This window comes from Alphaproteobacteria bacterium (genome assembly GCA_019695395.1).
Classification (GTDB): Bacteria; Pseudomonadota; Alphaproteobacteria; order JAEUKQ01; family JAIBAD01; genus JAIBAD01.
This window is the reverse complement of record JAIBAD010000004.1, coordinates 20,981-40,952: the sequence shown is the minus strand read 5'-3', so window position 1 is coordinate 40,952 and position 19,972 is coordinate 20,981. Positions and strand designations below refer to the sequence as shown.

Here is a 19,972-nt window from a genome sequence, read left to right as displayed (position 1 = left end):
TTTTTTATTAGTCTAACAAATTACATAATTGTTGTATTATATTATCAACATTAATATTTTCTGACCGCGCCATAAATGAAAGTGCCATACGATGGCGAAGCACAGGACACGCTAATTCTATAATATCTTCATAAGAGGGTGCAAATCTGCCTTCTAACAAAGCTTTTGCTTTAACTGCAAGCATAAGCGCTTGACTTCCTCTTGGTCCTGGTCCCCAGGTAACATTTTTTTTCACTATATCTAACGTACTGGTTTCAGGACGTGCATTACGCACAAGATTTAAAATTGCTTGTACAATTTTTTCTCCTACTGGAATTATTCTCACTAAGTTTTGGATTTCTAATAATTCTTGTGCCGTCATAATAGGAGACGGTTTTGCCTGTTCTAAACCCGTAGTGTTTAACAGCATTTGATATTCAGCATCAAAATCAGGATAGCCCACATTAACTTGTAATAAAAAACGATCTAATTGTGCTTCTGGTAACGGATACGTACCTTCTTGCTCTAAAGGATTTTGAGTTGCTAAAACATGGAATGGTTGCGGTAATATATGTGAATGACCAGCAACTGAAATATGTCTTTCTTGCATAGCTTGAAGTAAAGCTGACTGGGTACGTGGGCTTGCCCGATTAATTTCATCAGCCATTAAAAGTTGGCAGAATACAGGTCCTGGTAAAAAACGAAAGGATCGCTTACCATCAATATTTTCCTCTAACACTTCAGATCCTAGAATATCAGCTGGCATAAGATCTGGCGTGCATTGAATTCTTTTTTCTTCAAGCGTAGTAATCTGCGCCAATGTTTCAACCAATTTCGTTTTGGCTAATCCAGGAAGACCAACTAATAAAACATGTCCCCCTGCTAGGATAGTTATAAGAGTTTGATCAATAACATTTTGTTGACCAAAAATAACTCCACTAATATTTTGACGCAATTTTAAAAGGTGTGTTTTCGCCTTATCAACTTTATCTATAATAAGATCAGCAGAAAATGCTTCTATATTATTATTTTGCAAAAAAAATCTCCATAATGCTTATTTGATATTTATTATTGTTCAGATAAACCATAAAGTATATTAGCTCTTTTTTGTATTTCTTGTGCGGACAGGGATTCTTTAAATGTTGAAATAATCCAAATATGTCCAAAAGGATCTAACAATCTTCCAGCTCTTTCGCCATAAAATTGATCTGCAACTTTTATCAAAACTGTTGCACCTGCTTCTATTGCTTGGTGGTTAATTTTATCAACGTCTTCAACATGTAATACTAACCTTACAGAAGATCCATGTAAAGATTGTGGGCTTGGATTATTTTCATTCTCTTCTGTAATTAAAATTGGTGAATTACCAATTTTAATTTGTGCGGTGATAATATTATTATCAGGATCTAATAAAGGTTCAACTAATTCCGAAGCATTAAAAGCTTTTTTATAAAACTCAATTGCAGAAGAAGCATTTCTTACAACAAGATAAGGTGTTATACTGTAAAAACCTAAAGGTATAAATTGCTTGTTATCCATATTAATTAATTCTTCAATATCATTGGAATTTAAAAAAAACTATTATATCATAATATAATGCGCTTTGTATTAATTATTATTTTTGTCTTACTAATTATTAGTCTTTATATGTTTTATATTCATAAAACAAAAAATATAGATTCGTCTGGCACCTACCAAAAACAAAGAAAAAAATCTAACTATGTTTTTTGGCTCATCCTTAGTGGTTTATTAATTATGGGATTTATTATTTCAGGTACTATTTACTTATCATCCCAACAATCAACTCCTCAAAGTCACTATCATCCTGCTTATATTAAGAATGGAAAAATTATAGATGGTGATTTTGAAAATTAATTTTCCTTTTCTATGATTATGTTATTCCCATTAGCCAAACAATGGTGGTTAAACGACCCCAAAATCATAAGACTTTATGAAATCTTAGAAAAACAAGGTGAAGTTAGATTTGTTGGGGGATGCGTGCGTAATGGACTACTAAATAAAACTGTCTATGATATAGATCTTGCAACTAATATTAAACCATTAGACACAATAAAAATTTTACAAGAAATTGGAATTAAAACTGCAGCCCCGGGATTAAAACATGGTACAGTTTTAGCCATCATTGATGATATAACAGTCGAAATTACTACGTTAAGACAGGACATTCAAACAGATGGAAGACATGCAGTTGTAGCTTTTACTAGTGATTGGAAAAAAGATGCCTCAAGAAGAGATTTTACAATTAATGCTATTTACTGTGATAAAAATGGAAATTTATATGATCCTTTTAACGGGTTGGGCGATTTGGCAAAAGGATACATTCGTTTTATTGGCAACGCACAAGATAGGATTAGTGAAGATAATCTTCGTCTTCTGCGGTATTTTCGCTTTTATGCCTATTATGGTAAAATAGAGCCTACTCAAAAAATACTTAATATTTTACATGACAATTCTTATAAACTTAATACTTTGTCTGGTGAAAGAATACGTATTGAATTAGAAAAGCTTTTGGCCGCTCCTGATCCGTTTTCTAGCATCAATCTTATGCATACAACCACTGTACTTTCATATATTATACTATCTGATAATATTGATTTCACTCTCTTTAAAAATCTAATTGATTTAGAAAACTGGCTTAAAAAAAATGTTTCTATTTCTATACCATTTAATTGGTTAAGACGTTTATATATTTTAAACAATCAAAATAAAAAGACACTTTTTATATTATGCAATAAACTTAAATTAAGCAATAAAGAAAGAATATATATTAGAAATATATGTAAAAATTTATTTATATCACCTAAATTATCAAAAAACCAATTAAAATCATTAATATACAAAATAGGAAAAATTCTAATTATAGATTTTTTGCTCCTTAATTGGGCAAAAGAATTTAATAATAATGAGTTTCATTTAAGACAAAAGGACTGGATAGAATTGTTAAACTTTATTTGTAACGAAAAGATACCTATATTTCCTTTAAAAGGTTCTGATCTTCTTTCTTTAGGGGTAAAACCTGGGCCTCAATTAGGTAAAATTTTTAAAGAAACCGAAACATGGTGGTTAGATCATGGACTTACAGGAAATAAATTATCTTGCCTTAATTATGTAAAAAATATTCTTAAATCTTAAGGCCATAATACTTCAGGTGGTAACGACATTAGAATTGCTTCTATATTGCCTCCTGTTTTTAATCCAAATAACGTTCCACGATCATATAATAAATTAAACTCTACATAACGTCCTCGTTTAACGAGTTGTTGATATCTATCTTGATCTGTCCATATTTTATTTATGTATTTTCTAACTAGCTGGGGGTAATAATTAAGAAATGTTTTACCAACCGCTTGTACAAAGTTGAAGTTTTTTATCCAATCATCAGTTTCTAAATAATCAAAAAAAATTCCTCCTATACCACGTGCTTCTTGTCGATGTTTTAAATAAAAATAATCATCGCACCATTCTTTGAATTTTGGATAATACTGAAGATCAAATTGATCACACGTCTCTTGTAACATTGTATGGAAATCTTTTGTATCTTGTTCAACCGGGAATATCGGGGTTAAATCAATTCCTCCACCAAACCAGGATTTTTTAGTTACAATCATTCTGGTATTCATATGAATGGCAGGTACATAAGGTGATTGCATATGGGCAACAACACTAATACCACTTGCCCAAAAGGTACCATCTTCAGAAGTTCCAGGTATTTGATTTCGAAATTCCTCAGAAAAGGTTCCATAAACTGTTGACACATTCACACCAACTTTTTCAAAGACGCGACCTCTCATAATTGACATCACTCCGCCCCCGCCATCTTGCTTTGCTTCACCCAACATATCTCGTTTCCAGACTTTTTGTTCAAAACAACCCGGTGGAAAATCACTTAGCTTTCCTACTAAGTCTTTTTCTAAACTCTCAAACGAATAACAAATATTGTCACGTAATTTTTCAAACCAATTTTTAGCTTGCTGTTGATGTTCTATATTCATAAATATTTATTCTTACCGATCAATTATATAAATTTCTATATTATATGCAATTCTGACATTTAATTGTTTTGAGGTAAAGTATTTGTTTGTCGCAACCCTTCTGATAACACTATGGAAGCAGCCAAAGCCACATTCAAGGATCTTACACCTTTCATCATAGGAATAAATATACGGACAGTCGCTACATTATGTACGAAATCCGGTACCCCCAAGGATTCTTGGCCTAATAAAATTCGATCAGTTTTTCGATAGACAATATTATTATAAGATTGACTACCACGTGTTGTTAAAAGCAATAATCTTGTTTCCGATTCTTCATAATGGTCATAGTATTTTTGCCATGAAAGATAATGCGTAACCTCAACAGAATTTATATAATCCATACCAACCCGTTTTAATTGACGATTATCCCAAACAAAGCCGCAAGGTCCAATTATATCAACTGGCGTATTTAAACACGCACCCAAACGTAAGATGGCGCCTGTATTTTGTGGTATATCTGGTTGAAAAAGAGTAAGGCGCATAATTATATTATTCTTATAAAGTATATCCTTAGAAGGTAATAATTAAGATTTTTTAAATTTAAAGGAAATTTACAACAAAGATATTTTTAAATGCGGCGGTTTGTCGCATAGTTGGTCCACTTTCCCTTTTTTCAAGATTGTTATAAATATAAAACTAGATATGTATTTTGTAAATATTTGGACAAATTAATAAATTTTGACTAATTTGACAAAAGACCATAATAATAAAATATAAGTATTTACATTAGGTATATTAAAAGGACATTATTGATGGCGCAGCAAAATGCAACATTATCAGATAAACAAGAAACGCGGCGCGATTTTCTTTTTTTAGCAACAGGTGCTATTGGGGCGGTCGGAACTGCTTCATTGATATGGCCATTTATTAAACAAATGAACCCAGCTGCGGATGTTGCCGCCCTTGCTTCTATAGAAATTAATCTGGATAAAGTTCAACCAGGACAAAGTATTACTGCTATGTGGCGAGGAAAACCCGTTTTTATTCGTCATCGTACCCAAGAAGAAATTCAACAAGCACAAACTATTTCTCCAGATACTTTACCTGATCCACAATCTGATCAAGAAAGAGTACAAAAACCTGAATGGTTAATTGTTGTTGGTGTTTGCACACATTTAGGTTGTGTGCCCTTAGGACAAAAAAACACTGATCAAAAAGGTGAATATGGTGGCTGGTATTGTCCATGTCATGGTTCCCAATATGATACATCTGGACGTATTCGTAAAGGACCTGCTCCCAAAAACCTTGAAGTACCTACTTATAGCTTCATTCAAGATAAACTTGTACGCATTGGCTAAAGGATTATAAAAAAATGGCCGTTACTTTTAAAAATCCTATTATACGTTGGATTGATCATAGGTTACCAGTATTTAGCTATCTCCATCATGAACTTCATGATTACCCCACACCAAAAAATCTTAATTACTGGTGGAATTTTGGCTCTTTAGCAGGATTTATGCTCATTACAATGATTGTAACAGGTATTGTTTTGGCTATGCATTATACGCCACATACAACCATGGCTTTTACAAGTGTTGAAAGAATTATGCGGGATGTGAATTATGGTTGGCTTATTCGATATATTCATATGAATGGTGCTTCAATGTTTTTTATTGTTGTATTTATTCATATTTTTCGTGGTATGTATTATGGCTCCTATAAAGCACCCCGGGAATTTTTATGGATGCTTGGTGTGATTATTTTGCTTCTTATGATGGCAACAGCTTTTATGGGTTATGTTCTACCATGGGGGCAAATGAGTTATTGGGGTGCTACTGTTATCACAAATCTTTTTTCTGCTATACCTGTTATTGGTAACGATATTGTTACATGGCTTTTAGGCGGATTTTCTGTTGATAATCCGACCCTTAACCGCTTTTTCTCTTTGCACTATTTATTACCTTTTGTGATTGTAGCAGTTGTTATGCTTCACATGATTGCCTTACATCGTTTTGGATCAAATAACCCTCTAGGCATTGATGTCAAAGGTCCCCAAGATAGCCTCCCATTTCATCCTTACTATACTGTTAAAGATCTTTTTGGATTATCTGTATTTTTAATATTTTATGCTGTCTTTATCTTTTTCATGCCCAATTACCTTGGTCATCCGGATAATTATATTCCTGCTAATCCAATGGCAACACCAGCACATATTGTACCAGAATGGTACTTTTTGCCTTTCTATGCAATTTTGCGTGCTGTGCCTTCAAAACTAGGTGGCGTAATATTAATGTTTGGTGCTGTTGCTGTATTATTTATTTTACCATGGTTAGATCGCTCCCCTATACGTAGCGCAACCTTCAGACCTATCTACAAATACTTTTTCTGGATTTTAATTATTGACTGTATTGTACTTGGAATATGCGGTGCCAACCCACCAGAAGGCAATTATGTTTTAATTTCAAGAATAGCTACAGGTTACTATTTTTTACACTTTCTTATTCTTTTACCCTTTCTTAGTCTTGCTGAAAAACCAAGAGCATTACCCATTAGTATCAGTCAAGCCGTTTTAAAACCAGCAAGGAAATTATAATGAATTTATATAAAATTTTATATAAAAATTTAACTGTAGTTATTTTTTCAATTTTCTTTTTAACACCTCATTTAAAAGCTGAAGAAGAACATATTTCCTTACCTAAACAAGATTGGTCTTTTAAAAAACCATGGGGGGCTTTTGATAGAGCAGCCCAGCAACGAGGATTTGCTGTTTATAAAGAAGTATGTTCAACTTGCCATTCTATGTCATTAATAGCCTATCGAAATTTACGTGATATTGGATTAAGCGAAGATGCTATTAAAGCTATTGCTTCTCAATATCAAATTGGGGATGGCCCTAATGATGAAGGTGAAATGTTTGAACGTCCAGGACTACCTAGTGATAAATTCAAAAACCCTTATTCTAACGAAAAAGCTGCAAGAGCTGCTAATAATGGTGCTTATCCACCAGATCTTTCATTAATTATAAAAGCTAGACCAGAAGGTGCAGATTATATTTACAATCTTCTTACAGGTTATGATAAAGCACCTACCGACGTGAAAATCCAAGAAGGTATGTATTATAATAAATATTTTACAGGCCACAATATTGCTATGCCACCACCTTTAACAACGGATGGCCAAGTAACATATGCAGATGAAACACCAGCAACTGTCCAACAAATGGCAAAAGATGTAGTTACTTTTCTTGCTTGGGCAGCGGAACCTGAATTAGAGGTACGCCATAGAACTGGCATAAAAACTATTACCTTTTTAATAGTACTTTCTGTTCTCTTGTATTTTGTTAATAGAAAGATATGGGCAAAAATTAAACATTAAATCTAAAATGCATAATGTCTCCATCTGAAACTATGTACTCTTTTCCTTCAGAGCGCATTTTGCCTGCTTCTTTGGCTGCAACTTCACCATTAAATTGAATAAAATCTTGACAGGCGATTGTTTCTGCACGAATAAATCCATGTTCAAAATCACTATGAATTACACCCGCTGCTTGAGGTGCTTTTGTTCCTTTTTTTATAGTCCAAGCATGGGCTTCTTTAGGACCAACAGTAAAAAAAGTTATGAGGTTTAATAAATCATATCCTGCTTTAATTACACGTGATAGACCAGATTCTTCTAATCCTAAAGAAAGTAAAAAATCTTTTTTGTCTTCTTGATTACCTAGATTAGCAATTTCTGCTTCAATTGATGCAGAAATCATTACACAACCCGCTTTTTGTTCTTTTGCTCTTTGAGCTACTTGATTTGTAAAATTATTACCTTTCAATAAATCTTCTTCATTCACATTACATATATAAAGAACGGGTTTACTTGTTAATAATTGTAATTGATCAAATATAGGACGTTGTTCACCATCAAGAGATACATATCGAGCAGGTTGTCCATTACGCAATTTTTCCAAAACAATTTCTATAACCTCAAGTAAAGACTTAGAATCTTTATCCCCACTTTTTGCTTTTTTTGAAAGATTATCTATTCTTTTTTCTAAACTTTCTAAATCAGCTAACATTAATTCAGTTTCTACAATTTCCGCATCTCTCAATGGATCAACGTGACCTTCCACATGGGTTACTTCTCCTGTAAAACAACGAAGTACATGGCAAATTGCATCAACATTACGAATATTAGCTAAAAATTGGTTGCCCAGACCCTCACCTTGACTTGCACCACGCACTAAACCCGCAATATCTACAAATTCTAATTGGGTAGCAATAATTTTAGCCGAGTTCGCTATCGAAGCTATTTTATCTAACCGTTGATCTGGTACCGCAACTTTACCAATATTGGGTTCAATTGTACAAAACGGATAATTAGCAGCCTCTGCGGCAGCTGTTGCTGTTAACGCATTAAAAAGTGTTGATTTACCAACATTTGGCAATCCTACTATTCCACAATTAAATCCCATATTTTCTCCACTATCTTATTTTTATAAAAGTATAAATTATTTCATATCCAATGAAATAGCCGTCATTAATTTATTCATATCTTTTTTTAAAAGTAGTTCTAAATGCTTAATAAATATTTTAGATAGACTAGCAATCACTTCTTCTTCAGCTTTTGTAAAATCTTGTAAAACATAATTTTTGACCAATCCCCTATGACCTGGATGGCCAATGCCAATTCTAATACGCCAATAATCTATTCCGAAATGATTATCAATTGAACGTATGCCATTATGCCCGCCAGCACTTCCACCTTTTTTAATTTTTATCCTTCCTAATTCTAAATCAAGATCATCGTAAATAACAAAAATTTGATCACCAGAAAGTTTATAAAAATGGGCTATATCTTGGATAGATCGTCCAGATTCATTAACATAAGTTAAAGGTTTAAGTAGCAAAATTTTATGGTTTAATATATGGCTTTCAGCACATAGTGCGTGAAATCGTTGACGAAAATCACTTATAACATAATGTTTAGCAATTTCATCAACGATTATAAAACCTACATTGTGCCTATTATGAGCATATTTTTGGCCCGGGTTACCTATCCCAACAATAAGCAGCATATGACAAGAAACCTTTATTTCTTATCTGCTTTTGCAGCTCCGGCTGTTGGTTTAGCAGGTGTCGCACCTTTAGCAGCCGTTGCAGCTGCAGGTGTTGCAGAAGTAGCAGCTGCTGCAGTTGTAGCTGTAGCACCTTCAGCACCAGCAGCAGGACCAGCAGTTTCACGCTGCGCATTAGGTGGAGCCAAACTAGCAATAGTGAAATCTTGGCTACGTAAAGCTGGCACAACTTTATCTGGGAGAGCAATCTGGCTTATATGAACACTGTCCCCAATATCTAAACCTTTTAAATCAACTGTAATATGTGCTGGAATATTATCAACATGACATAATAATTCTACTTCATGTAACACGATATTTAGTACCCCACCTCGTTTTAAACCAGGTGCTTGATTATCATTAACAAACTTAACTGGAACCTTAACTCTAAGCTGTGTATCTGTTGACACACGAAGAAAATCAGCATGAATAGGTACATCAGTTACAGGATCAAATTGTACATCTTTTGGTAGAACCCTGATCGTTTTACCTTCAACCGACAAATTTAATAGAGTTGCAAAAAAACCTGCTTTATGAAGCACGCGATTTAATTGGATAGGATCCATAGATATGAAAATAGGTTTTTCTTTGTTACCATAAATAACAGCAGGTACCGAACCCATACGACGTGTAGAACGGGCGCCCCCTTTGCCGACCCGATCCCTCATTTTAACGGCAATATTAGAATTAGACATAAATATATTCTCCTTTTATATTATATTTATAAAATTATTGACCTCCAGGGGTGTCAATAAAAAAATAATAGTTAATCAAATAAACTTGAGACTGATCTTTCTTCACTTATTCTCTTTATTGCTTCACCAATAAGTGGGGCAATAGTTAATTGTTGAATATTTGTAGCACCCTTAACAGCTTCTGTTGCAATTATACTGTCTGTAATAACCAAATTATCTATAGGGGATGACGTAATCCTTGCAACTGCACCACCTGATAAAACACCATGTGTAACATAGGCACTTACAAGTTTTGCACCTTTTTCTATCAACGCTACAGCAGCATTACACAAAGTACCGCCTGAATCAACAATATCATCAACTAAAATGCAAGATCTATTTTCAACTTCACCAATAATATGCATAACCTCTGATACACCCGCACGTTCTCTCCTTTTATCAATAATTGCTAAATCTGCATCAAGTCTTCTGGCTATACTACGGGCCCGAACAACCCCCCCAACATCAGGGGATATAATAACTAAACTATTGCCTCTCCCATATTTTTTTTCAATATCTTGTGTTAAAACAGGTGCTGCAAACAAATTATCAGTTGGAATATCAAAAAAACCTTGAATTTGTCCCGCATGTAAATCAACTGTTAAAACACGATCTGCACCAGCAACAGTAATAAGATTAGCAACTAATTTGGCAGATATTGGCGTTCTAGGACCAGATTTTCTATCTTGTCGTGCATAACCATAATAAGGAATGACTGCAGTAATTCGTCTAGCCGACCCACGGCGTAAAGCATCAAAAGTAACTAATAATTCCATTACATTATCATTTGCGGGAAAAGAAGTAGATTGAATAACAAAAACATCTTCACCACGTACATTTTCATGAATTTCAACAAACACTTCCATATCAGAGAATCGTCTAATACTTGCATCTGTTAAAGGAATATTTAAATAATTGCCAATTGCTTGAGCAAGAGGAATATTACTGTTTCCACTTAAAATTTTCATCATTTATCCTTATAATTAAAGATAAATTAGCGGCCCTAATCCTAAATGACAAGACTGATAAATTTTGTAATCAAAATAATTTTTATAACTTAGATTTATTAGTTATTTCTATACAAATGTACTAAATTTATTCTAGTTTTTATTTATGATTAGCGCAAAAAATAAGGCTGCATATTCAAGTTTTAAACAATATGGTTAATCATTATTTATTAATAATGATTGCAATTTTTTTAAGCCAATAGTTGGGTGCCAAATTAATATTTCATATTGGGCAATATTTGCTTTAATAAAAGGATCTTGATCACGAATATTATCAAGCAATTTGGTATTTTCATCAGGTACATGTAATAATAATGCCCCACCATAACGTGGAGAAAAAGGACCTGATGCAATTAAATAACCTTGGTGTTGTAACTGTTTTAAATAAGCACGATGATCTTCTACAACTTTTAAAACATCTTCTATTGAACTGCGATAACGAATAAGAGCAATAGCAAACATAATATATTCTTCTTAATTAATGAGGGCTATTAAAAATTATACCAATTAAATTATACGCTATATTCTTTATTCAGTTTTGATAACTCGTAAAATTGAACACCTCTTTCTAAAAGATACATACAGAAAGGTATAATAATACCAATACTTATCGCAATCCAACTTACTAAAGACATATGCCCAAGACTTTGATCAGGCTCTGACACCAAAATCTTTGCTGATAAAAAAGAACCAAAAGCCATAAAAATATGTTGGGTTGCAGATGCAACAGACATAAATCTGGCTCGTTCATGTGGAGGGCATACCTTTGTAAAGGTTGTTCCTTGAGCAACCATACGGGCAGACATAATTAACATAAAAAGAGGAAAAATTATGTAAATTGGAACAATATGCCCAATATTTATAAACATAAAATAAATTACGAAAGTAATAATTAGGGTTGAGATAAAAGTAATCATTGTAGCACCATATTTATCAACTAACGATCCAGTAAATCTCATACCCAGAAAACTTATAAGTCCACCTATCATATAAAGTAATCCAAGGTATTGTCTTGGAAAATGCCAATTAAATTGAACAAAAGTTGCAATATTAGGAATAATCATAAAGCCTTGGAGCATAGTAGATGCTGCAAGTATTAAAGCCAATATTACCGTTTTTCTTTTTAAGATAAACAAAAGTTGAGATATACCCCCACTTGCCTCTGATAAAGATTGCAAATGACTTTTCTGTTCTTTAAGTATTTTGATAATTAGCACCAAAACAATTAAACCCAATATTGCTACTCCGAAAAACGGCCAGCGCCAATTACCCCACTGTGCCAATTGCAATCCTAAGGGAACACCCAAAACTGATGCTAGAGAAAAAGATGCCATAACTAAACCAATAGCCTGTCCACGACGTTCTGACGCCACATTATCAGCAATACAAGCAATAGCAATCGCCGTAGCAGGTCCACCAAACATACCTGCCAAAAGACGTGTAGTAATAAGAAACCAAAAATTATATGAAAGACCTCCAAGGGCTGTTGCTATAACAAGACCCGACATAGAAAAAATTAAGGCTTTTTTTCGATCAAAGCGATCAAAAAATAATCCACCTATAAAGCCAGCCAAACTTGCTGCCAAGGTATAACTACCTCCAACGTACCCAATATATGAAGTTGGCATATCTAAATAGATTAAAAAATCAGGGCCTAAAGGCATGACCATCATAAAATCAAGTATATTGATAAACTGCACAGACCCAATAAGTAATACTAAACGACGTTCTAAAACTGTTAAACTACCCCACATAAATACCTCTATAATAAAATTTTATTGAAATGCCACTTCAGAGAAACTACGCAATTTGCGACTATGTAAACTTTCTATTCTTAATTCAGCTAATAATTCCATAGTTCTTATACCAATTTGAAGATGTTGAAAAACTTGTTTATAATAAAATGCATTAGCCATACCCGGTAATTTAATCTCACCATGTAATGGACGATCAGATACACAAAGTAATGTGCCGTAAGGTACACGGAATCGAAAACCATTTGCTGCCAATGTTGCACTTTCCATATCTAAAGCTATAGCCCGGCTTTGATTAAACCTTTGCAATAACTCACCTTGATCCCGTAATTCCCAATTTCGATTATCAATTGTTGCAACTGTTCCTGTACGCATAATCTTTTTCAATTCATAGCCATCAAAACCTGTAACTTCTCCAACGGCTTTTTGTAAAGCTATCTGTATTTCCGCCAACGCTGGCACTGGCACCCATAAAGGTAAATCCGCATCTAATACATGGTCGTCGCGTACATACGCATGAGCTAAAACATAATCACCTAATTGCTGGCTATTACGCAATCCCGCACAATGACCAAGCATAATCCAAGCATGAGGACGTAAAACAGCAATATGATCAGTAATTGTTTTAGCATTTGATGGTCCAATACCAATATTAACTAAGGTGATACCGTTATTATCTTTTCTTTTTAAATGATAAGACGGCATTTGGGGTAAATGCTTAAGCTCATGAATGGGAGATTGTTTTTTTGCTGTACTTTTATTTGTAAGGATCTGGTCACCTGGTTGTATAAATGCTGTATATTTTTTTTGATCACTTTTGATCAGTTTTTTAGCATAATCTATAAATTCATCTATATAAAATTGATAATTTGTAAAAAGAACAAAATTTTGAAAATGTTCACAAGACGTAGCAGTATAATGTTTTAAACGAAAAAGCGAATAATCAATTCTTGGGGCAGAAAAAAGAGCCAAAGGTTTAATATTATGATGATTAAGATAAATTGATCCGTTCACAATCGTATCATCCATGACTGATAAATCAGGCAAATCAAAATAATCACGCCAATAGATTAAAGTTGCAGGTGAAAGATCAGCTTCAACATGCATTCCGTCTGGAAAAGCAAAATGTATAGGTATAGGAATATCACTTACCCCAATTTCTAATGGCCCACGATGGTGATGAAGCAATTGATTAAATTGCTCAATTAGATAACGTTGAAATAATTTTGGTCGTGTTAATGTTGTTTGATAATCACCTGGTTGTTCAACAAACCCATAACTTGGGCGTGTATCAACGTTACGTAATGTTTCAACTTGAATACGCACATAAGGATAATAAGCACGGCAACGGTTTTTTAATTTCCCGTTTATAAATTTTTTAAAATTTTCTCTTAAAAATTCTGTACTGCTATCATAAATTTGTGATGCATATTGATAAGCAGCAGATGCATCTTTAAAAAAGGATGTTTTCATCTTAGAAGGATTAATCATCGTATTTTTTGTCCTATTTCTAATAATATATTTTTAATTTTTAAATTAAAGCAATAACAGAAATTTGCCGTCCATAATCTGGTTCTTTATTATGGGTAGCACGGCGATAACTGAAAAATTGGGAAGAAAGATCATATGTATCATATATTAATGGATCAATATTGACTATCCCTGCTTTTTTAAGCCGATAAACAATATAGGATGGTAGATCAAAAAATATCCTATCATCATTATAAAAATTTTTGAAAAATTGTTCTGCTTTCAAATCTTGTTCTAAAAAAGAAGATAAAAATTCTTGTCCAATCTCATAAGATTGAACGGCAATCGTTGGGCCCAAACATACCTTTATTCGTGATAAAGAAGCCCCCAATCTTTGCATTGAATCAAGAGTGTTTTCTATAATACCAGACAATGCCCCTTTCCAGCCAGCATGAGCAGCAGCAATAATTCTAACATCTTCATCCACAAATAATAAGGGTCCACAATCTGCAGTTAAAATACCTAGCATAATGCCAGTTTTATTTGTGACCATAGCATCTGCTTTTGGACGATCATCGTAATTCCAAGGAGTATTAACTTCAACAACGTTGGCACTATGAATTTGATAAACTGTTTGTAACGTATAACTAGAAAGATTTAATTCTTTTAAAACAATATTTCTATTTTGCTGAACATTAGCTGTATCATCCCCGGATCCAAAACCACAATTAAGTGATTGATATATACCCGTGCTTACCCCACCTTGTCTTGTAAAAAATCCATGCCGCATACAAGATATATTCTTAAATAAATTACTTTGAATAATTTTTGACATTTTTATTTTTTATCAAATCCTTCTAATAATAAGTAATCTCGCGATAATGCAAGTACTTTAAATAAAGAACCCATTTGTGATGGATCTGTTAAACGATAACATGCTATTTTAATTTGTTCTGCTTCTTTGAGAGAAGCTTTTTTTAAAATATTTTCTGCACGAATAGGTAAACCCAATTTATTTAACCACATTCCTTGGGTTGTTGGTCCATATATTTGAAGATTATGCTCTAAAGCTATTTTTGTAAAAGCCCCAAAATTAACATGAGCTGTTAAATCAACCTGACCCGGATTAAAAAGAAGATCAACATACTTATGTTGTGAAACTGCCTGGAGACTATTTCCATATCCTTTTATATATCCGTAATCTATAAATAATGCCGCACCATTATATTGATTTAGTAAATGTTTAATATATAATAAATATTCATACGAAGATGGACTAACTTCAACGCAAGAACCAATGGGAAAATTCTCATCTTCGTAAAAAATTTTTATAAGATTTGTATCTTTGCTTTCAACAAAGTCAAAATTTAATTTATCATCATCACATATAATGACTTGTTCCAACCAACCTTGTAATGTACGGTAAAATTGACGTATAGGTAAAGCATCAAAAAATTCATTGGCAATCAAAATAAATGGGCCATTTAATTTTATTTCTTTTAAATCTTTAATCCATTGAACAGACCAATTTTGTAAAAGATCTTCTTGAACATGCCGCATAGCCCTATTTGTATCAACAAGATGTATGTGTAAATGTTCTTGAAATTTTGGTACAATATTTGTCGCACGCATGAGATCTGACATTAATGTACCACGCCCAGGACCCAATTCAATTATATTAAAGGGCTGAGGTTCACCTAATTTTTGCCAACAATCTAAACACCATAACCCAATCAATTCGCCAAATATCTGACTAATTTCAGGAGCAGTTATAAAATCACCTCTTACCCCAAAATGATCACCATGACTGTAATATCCATAGTCAGAATGTAGTAAAGCTAAAGACATAAAATCGTGAATAGTAATAAATCCGTCAGCTTTAATTCTTTGCTTGATGATTTCAAGCAACATAATCAAGACATTGGTTGAGTACGTTTTCTTGCATAAATAATAAAAATTATACCTACTAAAATCATAGGTACCGAGAGAAGTTGGCCCATACTTGTATGATCAAATAAATAGCCAATTTGTGCATCGGGTTCGCGGAAATATTCTATAATAAATCTTGAAGTTCCATAAAAAATTAAAAATATTCCTGAAATTAAACCAGGACGAAACCGGGCTTTAGTTACATGAATTACAATAAATAAAAGTGTAAATAATGCAATCCCTTCTAGAAAAGCTTCATAAAGTTGACTAGGGTGACGAGGAAAAGGACCACCACGAGGAAAAACCATCGCCCAAGGAAGATCAATCGCTACCTTACCATAAAGTTCTCCATTAATAAAATTAGCAAGTCTTCCAAAAAAAAGCCCTATAGGTGTTGCACATGCCATAATATCAGATACCACAAAGAAAGATAATTTTTTATATCGTGCATATAAAATCATAGCAATAATTGTACCTAATAAACCACCATGAAATGACATTCCCCCTTCCCAAACTGCTATAATTTTTAAAGGATTATGAAAATAATAATCTGTATTATAAAAAAGCACATAGCCTAGACGCCCCCCTAAAATAATACCAAGTGTTGCCCACACAATAATATCTTCAAATTGCACCTTGGTTATTTTTGAACGAGGATGGCTGCAAAGATAAAGTCCATACCACCAACCTAAAATAATTCCCGCAACATAGGCTAAAGCATACCATCTAATAGCAAGAGGACCTAGTTGAACTACAACAGGATCAATGATAGGATAGGTTAGTGTAAAAAACATGATTTACAACTCATAAAAAGTTAGAATTAATATTAATTTGATTTGCCCCAAAAATATTTAAACTAACATAAAAATAGTATATAATTTCAATGGTTAGTTGCTGCTTAATATTATACTATTTATAAAAAAAGTAAATGTCTTATGAATATTGATAAAATTAATGGTTCTTGTTTATGCAAACAAATAGCTTTTACACTTATTCTTCCCGTACAATGGGTCGCCCATTGCCATTGTTCTATGTGTAGGAAAGCACAAGGTGCACCTTTTGTCACTTGGGTTGGTGTATTGAAAAAAAATTTTGTGCTTAATCTTTATAAAAGTTTAACAGACTATCATTCATCTCCTGACGCCCAAAGAAGTTTTTGTAGTATATGCGGATCTCCATTATTTTTTCAATCTAAACGCTGGCCAGAAGAAATTCATATAACACGAGCAAGCTTGCCAGATAATACTAATCTTCAACCTACCGCTCACTGCTTTTATAGTGATAAAGCTCCGTGGATTGACATTCACGATTCTCTGCCTAAAAAAGGCGGCATAAGCGGCATTGAACCTTTATAATTTTATATGCAAAATTATAATCATCAGAATAATCTTTGGTTAATTGGAGATATTGGTGGTACAGCAACACGTCTGGGTTTGGCAAATTTAGAAAAAAAAACTGTTAAACAGATTAAAGTTTTTAATAATCAAGAATATTTAAAACTAGATCAAATTATAAAAAACTACCTACAAAAAATAAATCAAAATCCCATTTACGCATGCTTAGCAGTTGCAGGCCCCATAAATAAAGAAATAATAAAACTTACTAACCATTCTTGGACTTTCACAATTGAGGAGTATAAAAGTTTATTTGGCTGGACAAGGCTTTTTGTTATTAATGATTTTCATGCTTTAGCTCTTTCTTTACCTGATTTAAAACAAGAGCAATATTTACCTATAGGCGATTTTGATAAAAATCGAACCCCATTACATGGTAATTTAGCTGTGATTGGACCGGGTACAGGATTAGGTATCGCAGGTCTCATACCATATAAAAACCATTGGATAGCAATAGCTGGGGAAGGTGGCCATATTGCTTTTGCACCTTATAATAATAAAGAAATTGCATTGCTGAATATATTAAGAGAACATCATGGTTCATATATAAGTTATGAAAAATTATTAAGTGGTTATGGGTTAGAATCTCTCTATCTAGCTTTATCAAAATTACATCATTATTCAAATCCTTCGTCTCTTACTGCCCAAGAAATAACACATAATGGTCTTAATCAAACATGTAAAATTTGTCATGAAACCATATATTTATTTTGTGCTATTTTAGGTAGTATAGCAGGAGATGTAGCTTTAATGTTTAATGCTTCACAAGGTGTTTATATTGGAGGTGGTATTATTGAAAAACTTTTACCTATTCTAGACAAAAGTGATTTTCGTCAAAGATTTAATGATAAAGGTATTCATAGTAATCTTATGAAAAATATCCCTACCTATGTTATTACAGCATCTTACCCGGCACTTTTTGGATCTTTACGTTATATTCAAGATAATATTAGCTAATTTTTAGATAAATTTTTATAATAGAATTCAATTAAACCTTGGGTTGATGAATCGTAATCTTTGGGTATTTTTTGTTGCTGTAAGTTTTCAAGAATCTTACCAGCTAGTTTTTTGCCTAATTCAACACCCCATTGATCAAATGAATAAATATTCCAAATTATACCCTGGCTAAAAATTTTTTGTTCATACAAAGCAATAAGCATCCCTAAATTATAAGGGGTCAGAGCTGAGCAAAGAATAGTATTTGTTGGTCTATTTCCATAAAATATTTTATGGGGTAATATCATTTCCTTTTCACGATTAGATAATATTGTTTCCTCTAATTCCAATTTTACTTCATTTTCAGTTTTACCTATCATCATAGCACGAGTTTGGGCAAAAAAATGTGATAGTAAAATTTCTTGATGGCCATATTCAGAAAAATTACCTTGTGCAAATCCAATAAAATCTGCCGGTATGATTTGTGTACCTTGATGAAGGAGTTGATAAAAAGCATGCTGTCCATTTGTACCAGGTTCCCCCCATATAACTGGGGCTGTATTATAAGAAATATAATTTCCTTGTTGATCAACTGACTTACCATTGCTTTCCATATCTGCTTGCTGTAAATAAGCAGGTAAATAACGTAAGTTATTATGATAAGGAAGGATAGCCTGGCTTTTATAATCGAAGAAATTTATATACCAAATACCTAATAAAGCTAAAAGAACAGGAGCATTCTTAGTAAAAGGGGCAGATTGAAAATGTTGGTCCATTGCGTAGGCACCTGCCAAAAAATCCATAAATGATTTTTTTCCAATTGCACACATAATTATTAATCCAACTGCAGACCAAAGAGAATAACGCCCACCAACCCATTCCCAAAATTGAAAAATATTTTCATCACTTATACCAAACTTTACAGCCGCATTTACATCACATGTTACAGCAATAAAATGTTTGGAAACCAATTTATGATCACCTAAATATTTATATAGCCATGCCCATGCAGTTTTTGCATTTAGTAAAGTTTCTTGGGTTGTAAATGTTTTTGAAACAACAATAAAAATTGTGTTTTCTGGATTTATTTTTTCTAAAACTCTTCCTAAATCATGCACATCAACATTTGATACAAAATGAAAATCTAATATAGGATCAACATAAGCTGCTAACGCTTCAACAACCATTTTGGGACCTAGATCTGACCCCCCGATACCTATATTAACTATATGTTTAATTTTCTTTTGAGTTGAACCTAACCAGATACCATTACGTATTTGTTCAGAAAAATTTATCATTTTATTACGAGTTTGGTTAATAAGTGGAATGATATCTTGTCCCTCTACAACCAATTTTGAATTTTCTGGCATTCTTAATGCATGATGTAAAACTGCTCTATTTTCTGTAGCGTTAATTCGTTTTCCTTGAAACATATCTTGTATAGCTTTATCAAGTCCTGCTTGTGTGGCTAATTTAACAAGCAAAGATAAGGTTTCTTGATTCAAAATATTTTTAGAGAAATCAATTAAAATATTATCGATCGTTAAAGAATATTGTTTAAAACGATCTTTTTCTTTATCAAAAAGATCACGCATATGAATAGCACTTAAAAATGCATGCTGCTCTTTAAGCAGTGTCCATATTGGATCAGAATAAACAGGTTTTTCCAT

22 protein-coding genes are annotated in these 19,972 nt (G+C 32.9%); 7 read left to right on the top strand and 15 right to left on the bottom strand.

What is annotated here, in order from left to right; translation table 11 throughout:
• Positions 1-7: 7 nt before the first annotated feature.
• Positions 8-1,000, bottom strand: coding sequence for a MoxR family ATPase (locus K1X44_01465; protein MBX7145958.1), 993 nt, complete (start codon positions 998-1,000; stop codon positions 8-10).
• A 47-nt stretch (positions 1,001-1,047) separates the two neighbouring features.
• Positions 1,048-1,518: a VOC family protein gene (locus K1X44_01460; GenBank protein ID MBX7145957.1), complete on the bottom strand. Its 471-nt coding sequence runs from the start codon at positions 1,516-1,518 to the stop codon at positions 1,048-1,050.
• Positions 1,519-1,575: 57 nt separating this feature from the next.
• On the opposite strand from K1X44_01460, the gene K1X44_01455 reads away from it, so the two are divergent.
• Both K1X44_01455 and K1X44_01450 read left to right on the top strand, forming a co-directional pair.
• Positions 1,576-1,854: a hypothetical protein gene (locus K1X44_01455; GenBank protein ID MBX7145956.1), complete on the top strand. Its 279-nt coding sequence runs from the start codon at positions 1,576-1,578 to the stop codon at positions 1,852-1,854.
• Positions 1,855-1,872: 18 nt separating this feature from the next.
• Positions 1,873-3,132: a CCA tRNA nucleotidyltransferase gene (locus K1X44_01450; GenBank protein MBX7145955.1), complete on the top strand. Its 1,260-nt coding sequence runs from the start codon at positions 1,873-1,875 to the stop codon at positions 3,130-3,132.
• Here K1X44_01450 and hemF read toward each other — a convergent pair.
• Positions 3,129-3,992 carry an oxygen-dependent coproporphyrinogen oxidase gene (hemF, locus tag K1X44_01445; protein ID MBX7145954.1) on the bottom strand — a complete coding sequence of 288 codons (864 nt, stop codon included), beginning with the start codon at positions 3,990-3,992 and terminating at the stop codon, positions 3,129-3,131. The two genes, K1X44_01450 and hemF, sit on opposite strands and share 4 nt — an antisense overlap.
• A 59-nt stretch (positions 3,993-4,051) precedes the next feature.
• Positions 4,052-4,516 carry a tRNA methyltransferase gene (locus tag K1X44_01440; GenBank protein ID MBX7145953.1) on the bottom strand — a complete coding sequence of 155 codons (465 nt, stop codon included), beginning with the start codon at positions 4,514-4,516 and terminating at the stop codon, positions 4,052-4,054.
• A 270-nt stretch (positions 4,517-4,786) separates the two neighbouring features.
• Here K1X44_01440 and petA point away from each other — a divergent pair, with 270 nt between their 5' ends.
• Genes petA through K1X44_01425 form a run of 3 tightly spaced genes read left to right on the top strand, consistent with a single transcriptional unit; the run spans position 4,787 to position 7,349 of the window.
• Positions 4,787-5,332, top strand: coding sequence for a ubiquinol-cytochrome c reductase iron-sulfur subunit (gene petA / locus K1X44_01435; GenBank protein MBX7145952.1), 546 nt, complete (start codon positions 4,787-4,789; stop codon positions 5,330-5,332).
• A gap of 14 nt (positions 5,333-5,346) precedes the next feature.
• Positions 5,347-6,567, top strand: a complete 1,221-nt coding sequence (locus K1X44_01430; protein MBX7145951.1) for a cytochrome b/b6 — start codon at positions 5,347-5,349, stop codon at positions 6,565-6,567.
• Positions 6,567-7,349: a cytochrome c1 gene (locus tag K1X44_01425; protein MBX7145950.1), complete on the top strand. Its 783-nt coding sequence runs from the start codon at positions 6,567-6,569 to the stop codon at positions 7,347-7,349. Before K1X44_01430 ends, K1X44_01425 begins: the two co-directional genes overlap by 1 nt.
• On the opposite strand, the gene ychF is transcribed toward K1X44_01425, so the two are convergent.
• From ychF to lgt, 10 genes are all read right to left on the bottom strand, one after another.
• Complete coding sequence (ychF, locus tag K1X44_01420; protein ID MBX7145949.1) at positions 7,339-8,436, bottom strand: redox-regulated ATPase YchF; 1,098 nt, start codon at positions 8,434-8,436, stop codon at positions 7,339-7,341. The two genes, K1X44_01425 and ychF, sit on opposite strands and share 11 nt — an antisense overlap.
• A 36-nt stretch (positions 8,437-8,472) precedes the next feature.
• Positions 8,473-9,039, bottom strand: coding sequence for an aminoacyl-tRNA hydrolase (gene pth / locus K1X44_01415; protein ID MBX7145948.1), 567 nt, complete (start codon positions 9,037-9,039; stop codon positions 8,473-8,475).
• Positions 9,040-9,053: 14 nt separating this feature from the next.
• Positions 9,054-9,773: a 50S ribosomal protein L25/general stress protein Ctc gene (locus K1X44_01410; protein MBX7145947.1), complete on the bottom strand. Its 720-nt coding sequence runs from the start codon at positions 9,771-9,773 to the stop codon at positions 9,054-9,056.
• A gap of 71 nt (positions 9,774-9,844) precedes the next feature.
• Positions 9,845-10,783 carry a ribose-phosphate pyrophosphokinase gene (locus K1X44_01405; GenBank protein ID MBX7145946.1) on the bottom strand — a complete coding sequence of 313 codons (939 nt, stop codon included), beginning with the start codon at positions 10,781-10,783 and terminating at the stop codon, positions 9,845-9,847.
• Between the two features lie 192 nt (positions 10,784-10,975).
• Entirely contained in the window at positions 10,976-11,281 is a 306-nt protein-coding gene (locus K1X44_01400) for a YciI family protein (GenBank protein ID MBX7145945.1), read from the bottom strand.
• A 50-nt stretch (positions 11,282-11,331) separates the two neighbouring features.
• Positions 11,332-12,573: an MFS transporter gene (locus K1X44_01395; GenBank protein MBX7145944.1), complete on the bottom strand. Its 1,242-nt coding sequence runs from the start codon at positions 12,571-12,573 to the stop codon at positions 11,332-11,334.
• Between the two features lie 21 nt (positions 12,574-12,594).
• Complete coding sequence (locus K1X44_01390) at positions 12,595-14,046, bottom strand: AMP nucleosidase (protein ID MBX7145943.1); 1,452 nt, start codon at positions 14,044-14,046, stop codon at positions 12,595-12,597.
• 58 nt (positions 14,047-14,104) lie between these two features.
• Positions 14,105-14,878, bottom strand: a complete 774-nt coding sequence (gene pgeF / locus K1X44_01385) for a peptidoglycan editing factor PgeF (GenBank protein ID MBX7145942.1) — start codon at positions 14,876-14,878, stop codon at positions 14,105-14,107.
• Positions 14,879-14,880: 2 nt separating this feature from the next.
• Positions 14,881-15,954: an SAM-dependent methyltransferase gene (locus K1X44_01380; GenBank protein MBX7145941.1), complete on the bottom strand. Its 1,074-nt coding sequence runs from the start codon at positions 15,952-15,954 to the stop codon at positions 14,881-14,883.
• A gap of 2 nt (positions 15,955-15,956) precedes the next feature.
• Positions 15,957-16,766 (bottom strand): prolipoprotein diacylglyceryl transferase, encoded by an 810-nt coding sequence (gene lgt, locus K1X44_01375; protein ID MBX7145940.1) that lies wholly within the window; start codon positions 16,764-16,766, stop codon positions 15,957-15,959.
• Positions 16,767-16,907: 141 nt separating this feature from the next.
• On the opposite strand from lgt, the gene K1X44_01370 reads away from it, so the two are divergent.
• Together K1X44_01370 and glk are read left to right on the top strand one after the other, a co-directional pair.
• The gene (locus tag K1X44_01370) at positions 16,908-17,327 is read left to right on the top strand and encodes a GFA family protein (GenBank protein ID MBX7145939.1); all 420 of its coding nucleotides are present in this window, start codon (positions 16,908-16,910) and stop codon (positions 17,325-17,327) included.
• Between the two features lie 6 nt (positions 17,328-17,333).
• The gene (glk, locus tag K1X44_01365) at positions 17,334-18,323 is read left to right on the top strand and encodes a glucokinase (GenBank protein MBX7145938.1); all 990 of its coding nucleotides are present in this window, start codon (positions 17,334-17,336) and stop codon (positions 18,321-18,323) included.
• Here glk and pgi read toward each other — a convergent pair.
• Complete coding sequence (gene pgi / locus K1X44_01360) at positions 18,320-19,972, bottom strand: glucose-6-phosphate isomerase (protein MBX7145937.1); 1,653 nt, start codon at positions 19,970-19,972, stop codon at positions 18,320-18,322. The genes glk and pgi overlap by 4 nt on opposite strands.

What these genes read in the sequence shown, in the direction of transcription:
- K1X44_01450 (MBX7145955.1), top strand. Translation starts at nt 1,873, where the DNA reads ATGTTATTCCCATTAGCCAAACAATGGTGGTTAAACGACCCCAAAATC.
- lgt (MBX7145940.1), bottom strand. Translation starts at nt 16,766, where the DNA reads ATGTTTTTTACACTAACCTATCCTATCATTGATCCTGTTGTAGTTCAA.
- K1X44_01370 (MBX7145939.1), top strand. Translation starts at nt 16,908, where the DNA reads ATGAATATTGATAAAATTAATGGTTCTTGTTTATGCAAACAAATAGCT.
- K1X44_01455 (MBX7145956.1), top strand. Translation starts at nt 1,576, where the DNA reads ATGCGCTTTGTATTAATTATTATTTTTGTCTTACTAATTATTAGTCTT.
- K1X44_01400 (MBX7145945.1), bottom strand. Translation starts at nt 11,281, where the DNA reads ATGTTTGCTATTGCTCTTATTCGTTATCGCAGTTCAATAGAAGATGTT.
- glk (MBX7145938.1), top strand. Translation starts at nt 17,334, where the DNA reads ATGCAAAATTATAATCATCAGAATAATCTTTGGTTAATTGGAGATATT.
- K1X44_01430 (MBX7145951.1), top strand. Translation starts at nt 5,347, where the DNA reads ATGGCCGTTACTTTTAAAAATCCTATTATACGTTGGATTGATCATAGG.
- petA (MBX7145952.1), top strand. Translation starts at nt 4,787, where the DNA reads ATGGCGCAGCAAAATGCAACATTATCAGATAAACAAGAAACGCGGCGC.
- K1X44_01425 (MBX7145950.1), top strand. Translation starts at nt 6,567, where the DNA reads ATGAATTTATATAAAATTTTATATAAAAATTTAACTGTAGTTATTTTT.
- pth (MBX7145948.1), bottom strand. Translation starts at nt 9,039, where the DNA reads ATGCTGCTTATTGTTGGGATAGGTAACCCGGGCCAAAAATATGCTCAT.
- ychF (MBX7145949.1), bottom strand. Translation starts at nt 8,436, where the DNA reads ATGGGATTTAATTGTGGAATAGTAGGATTGCCAAATGTTGGTAAATCA.
- pgeF (MBX7145942.1), bottom strand. Translation starts at nt 14,878, where the DNA reads ATGTCAAAAATTATTCAAAGTAATTTATTTAAGAATATATCTTGTATG.
- K1X44_01410 (MBX7145947.1), bottom strand. Translation starts at nt 9,773, where the DNA reads ATGTCTAATTCTAATATTGCCGTTAAAATGAGGGATCGGGTCGGCAAA.
- K1X44_01380 (MBX7145941.1), bottom strand. Translation starts at nt 15,954, where the DNA reads ATGTTGCTTGAAATCATCAAGCAAAGAATTAAAGCTGACGGATTTATT.
- K1X44_01460 (MBX7145957.1), bottom strand. Translation starts at nt 1,518, where the DNA reads ATGGATAACAAGCAATTTATACCTTTAGGTTTTTACAGTATAACACCT.
- K1X44_01405 (MBX7145946.1), bottom strand. Translation starts at nt 10,783, where the DNA reads ATGATGAAAATTTTAAGTGGAAACAGTAATATTCCTCTTGCTCAAGCA.
- pgi (MBX7145937.1), bottom strand. Translation starts at nt 19,972, where the DNA reads ATGGAAAAACCTGTTTATTCTGATCCAATATGGACACTGCTTAAAGAG.
- K1X44_01390 (MBX7145943.1), bottom strand. Translation starts at nt 14,046, where the DNA reads ATGAAAACATCCTTTTTTAAAGATGCATCTGCTGCTTATCAATATGCA.
- K1X44_01440 (MBX7145953.1), bottom strand. Translation starts at nt 4,516, where the DNA reads ATGCGCCTTACTCTTTTTCAACCAGATATACCACAAAATACAGGCGCC.
- hemF (MBX7145954.1), bottom strand. Translation starts at nt 3,992, where the DNA reads ATGAATATAGAACATCAACAGCAAGCTAAAAATTGGTTTGAAAAATTA.
- K1X44_01395 (MBX7145944.1), bottom strand. Translation starts at nt 12,573, where the DNA reads ATGTGGGGTAGTTTAACAGTTTTAGAACGTCGTTTAGTATTACTTATT.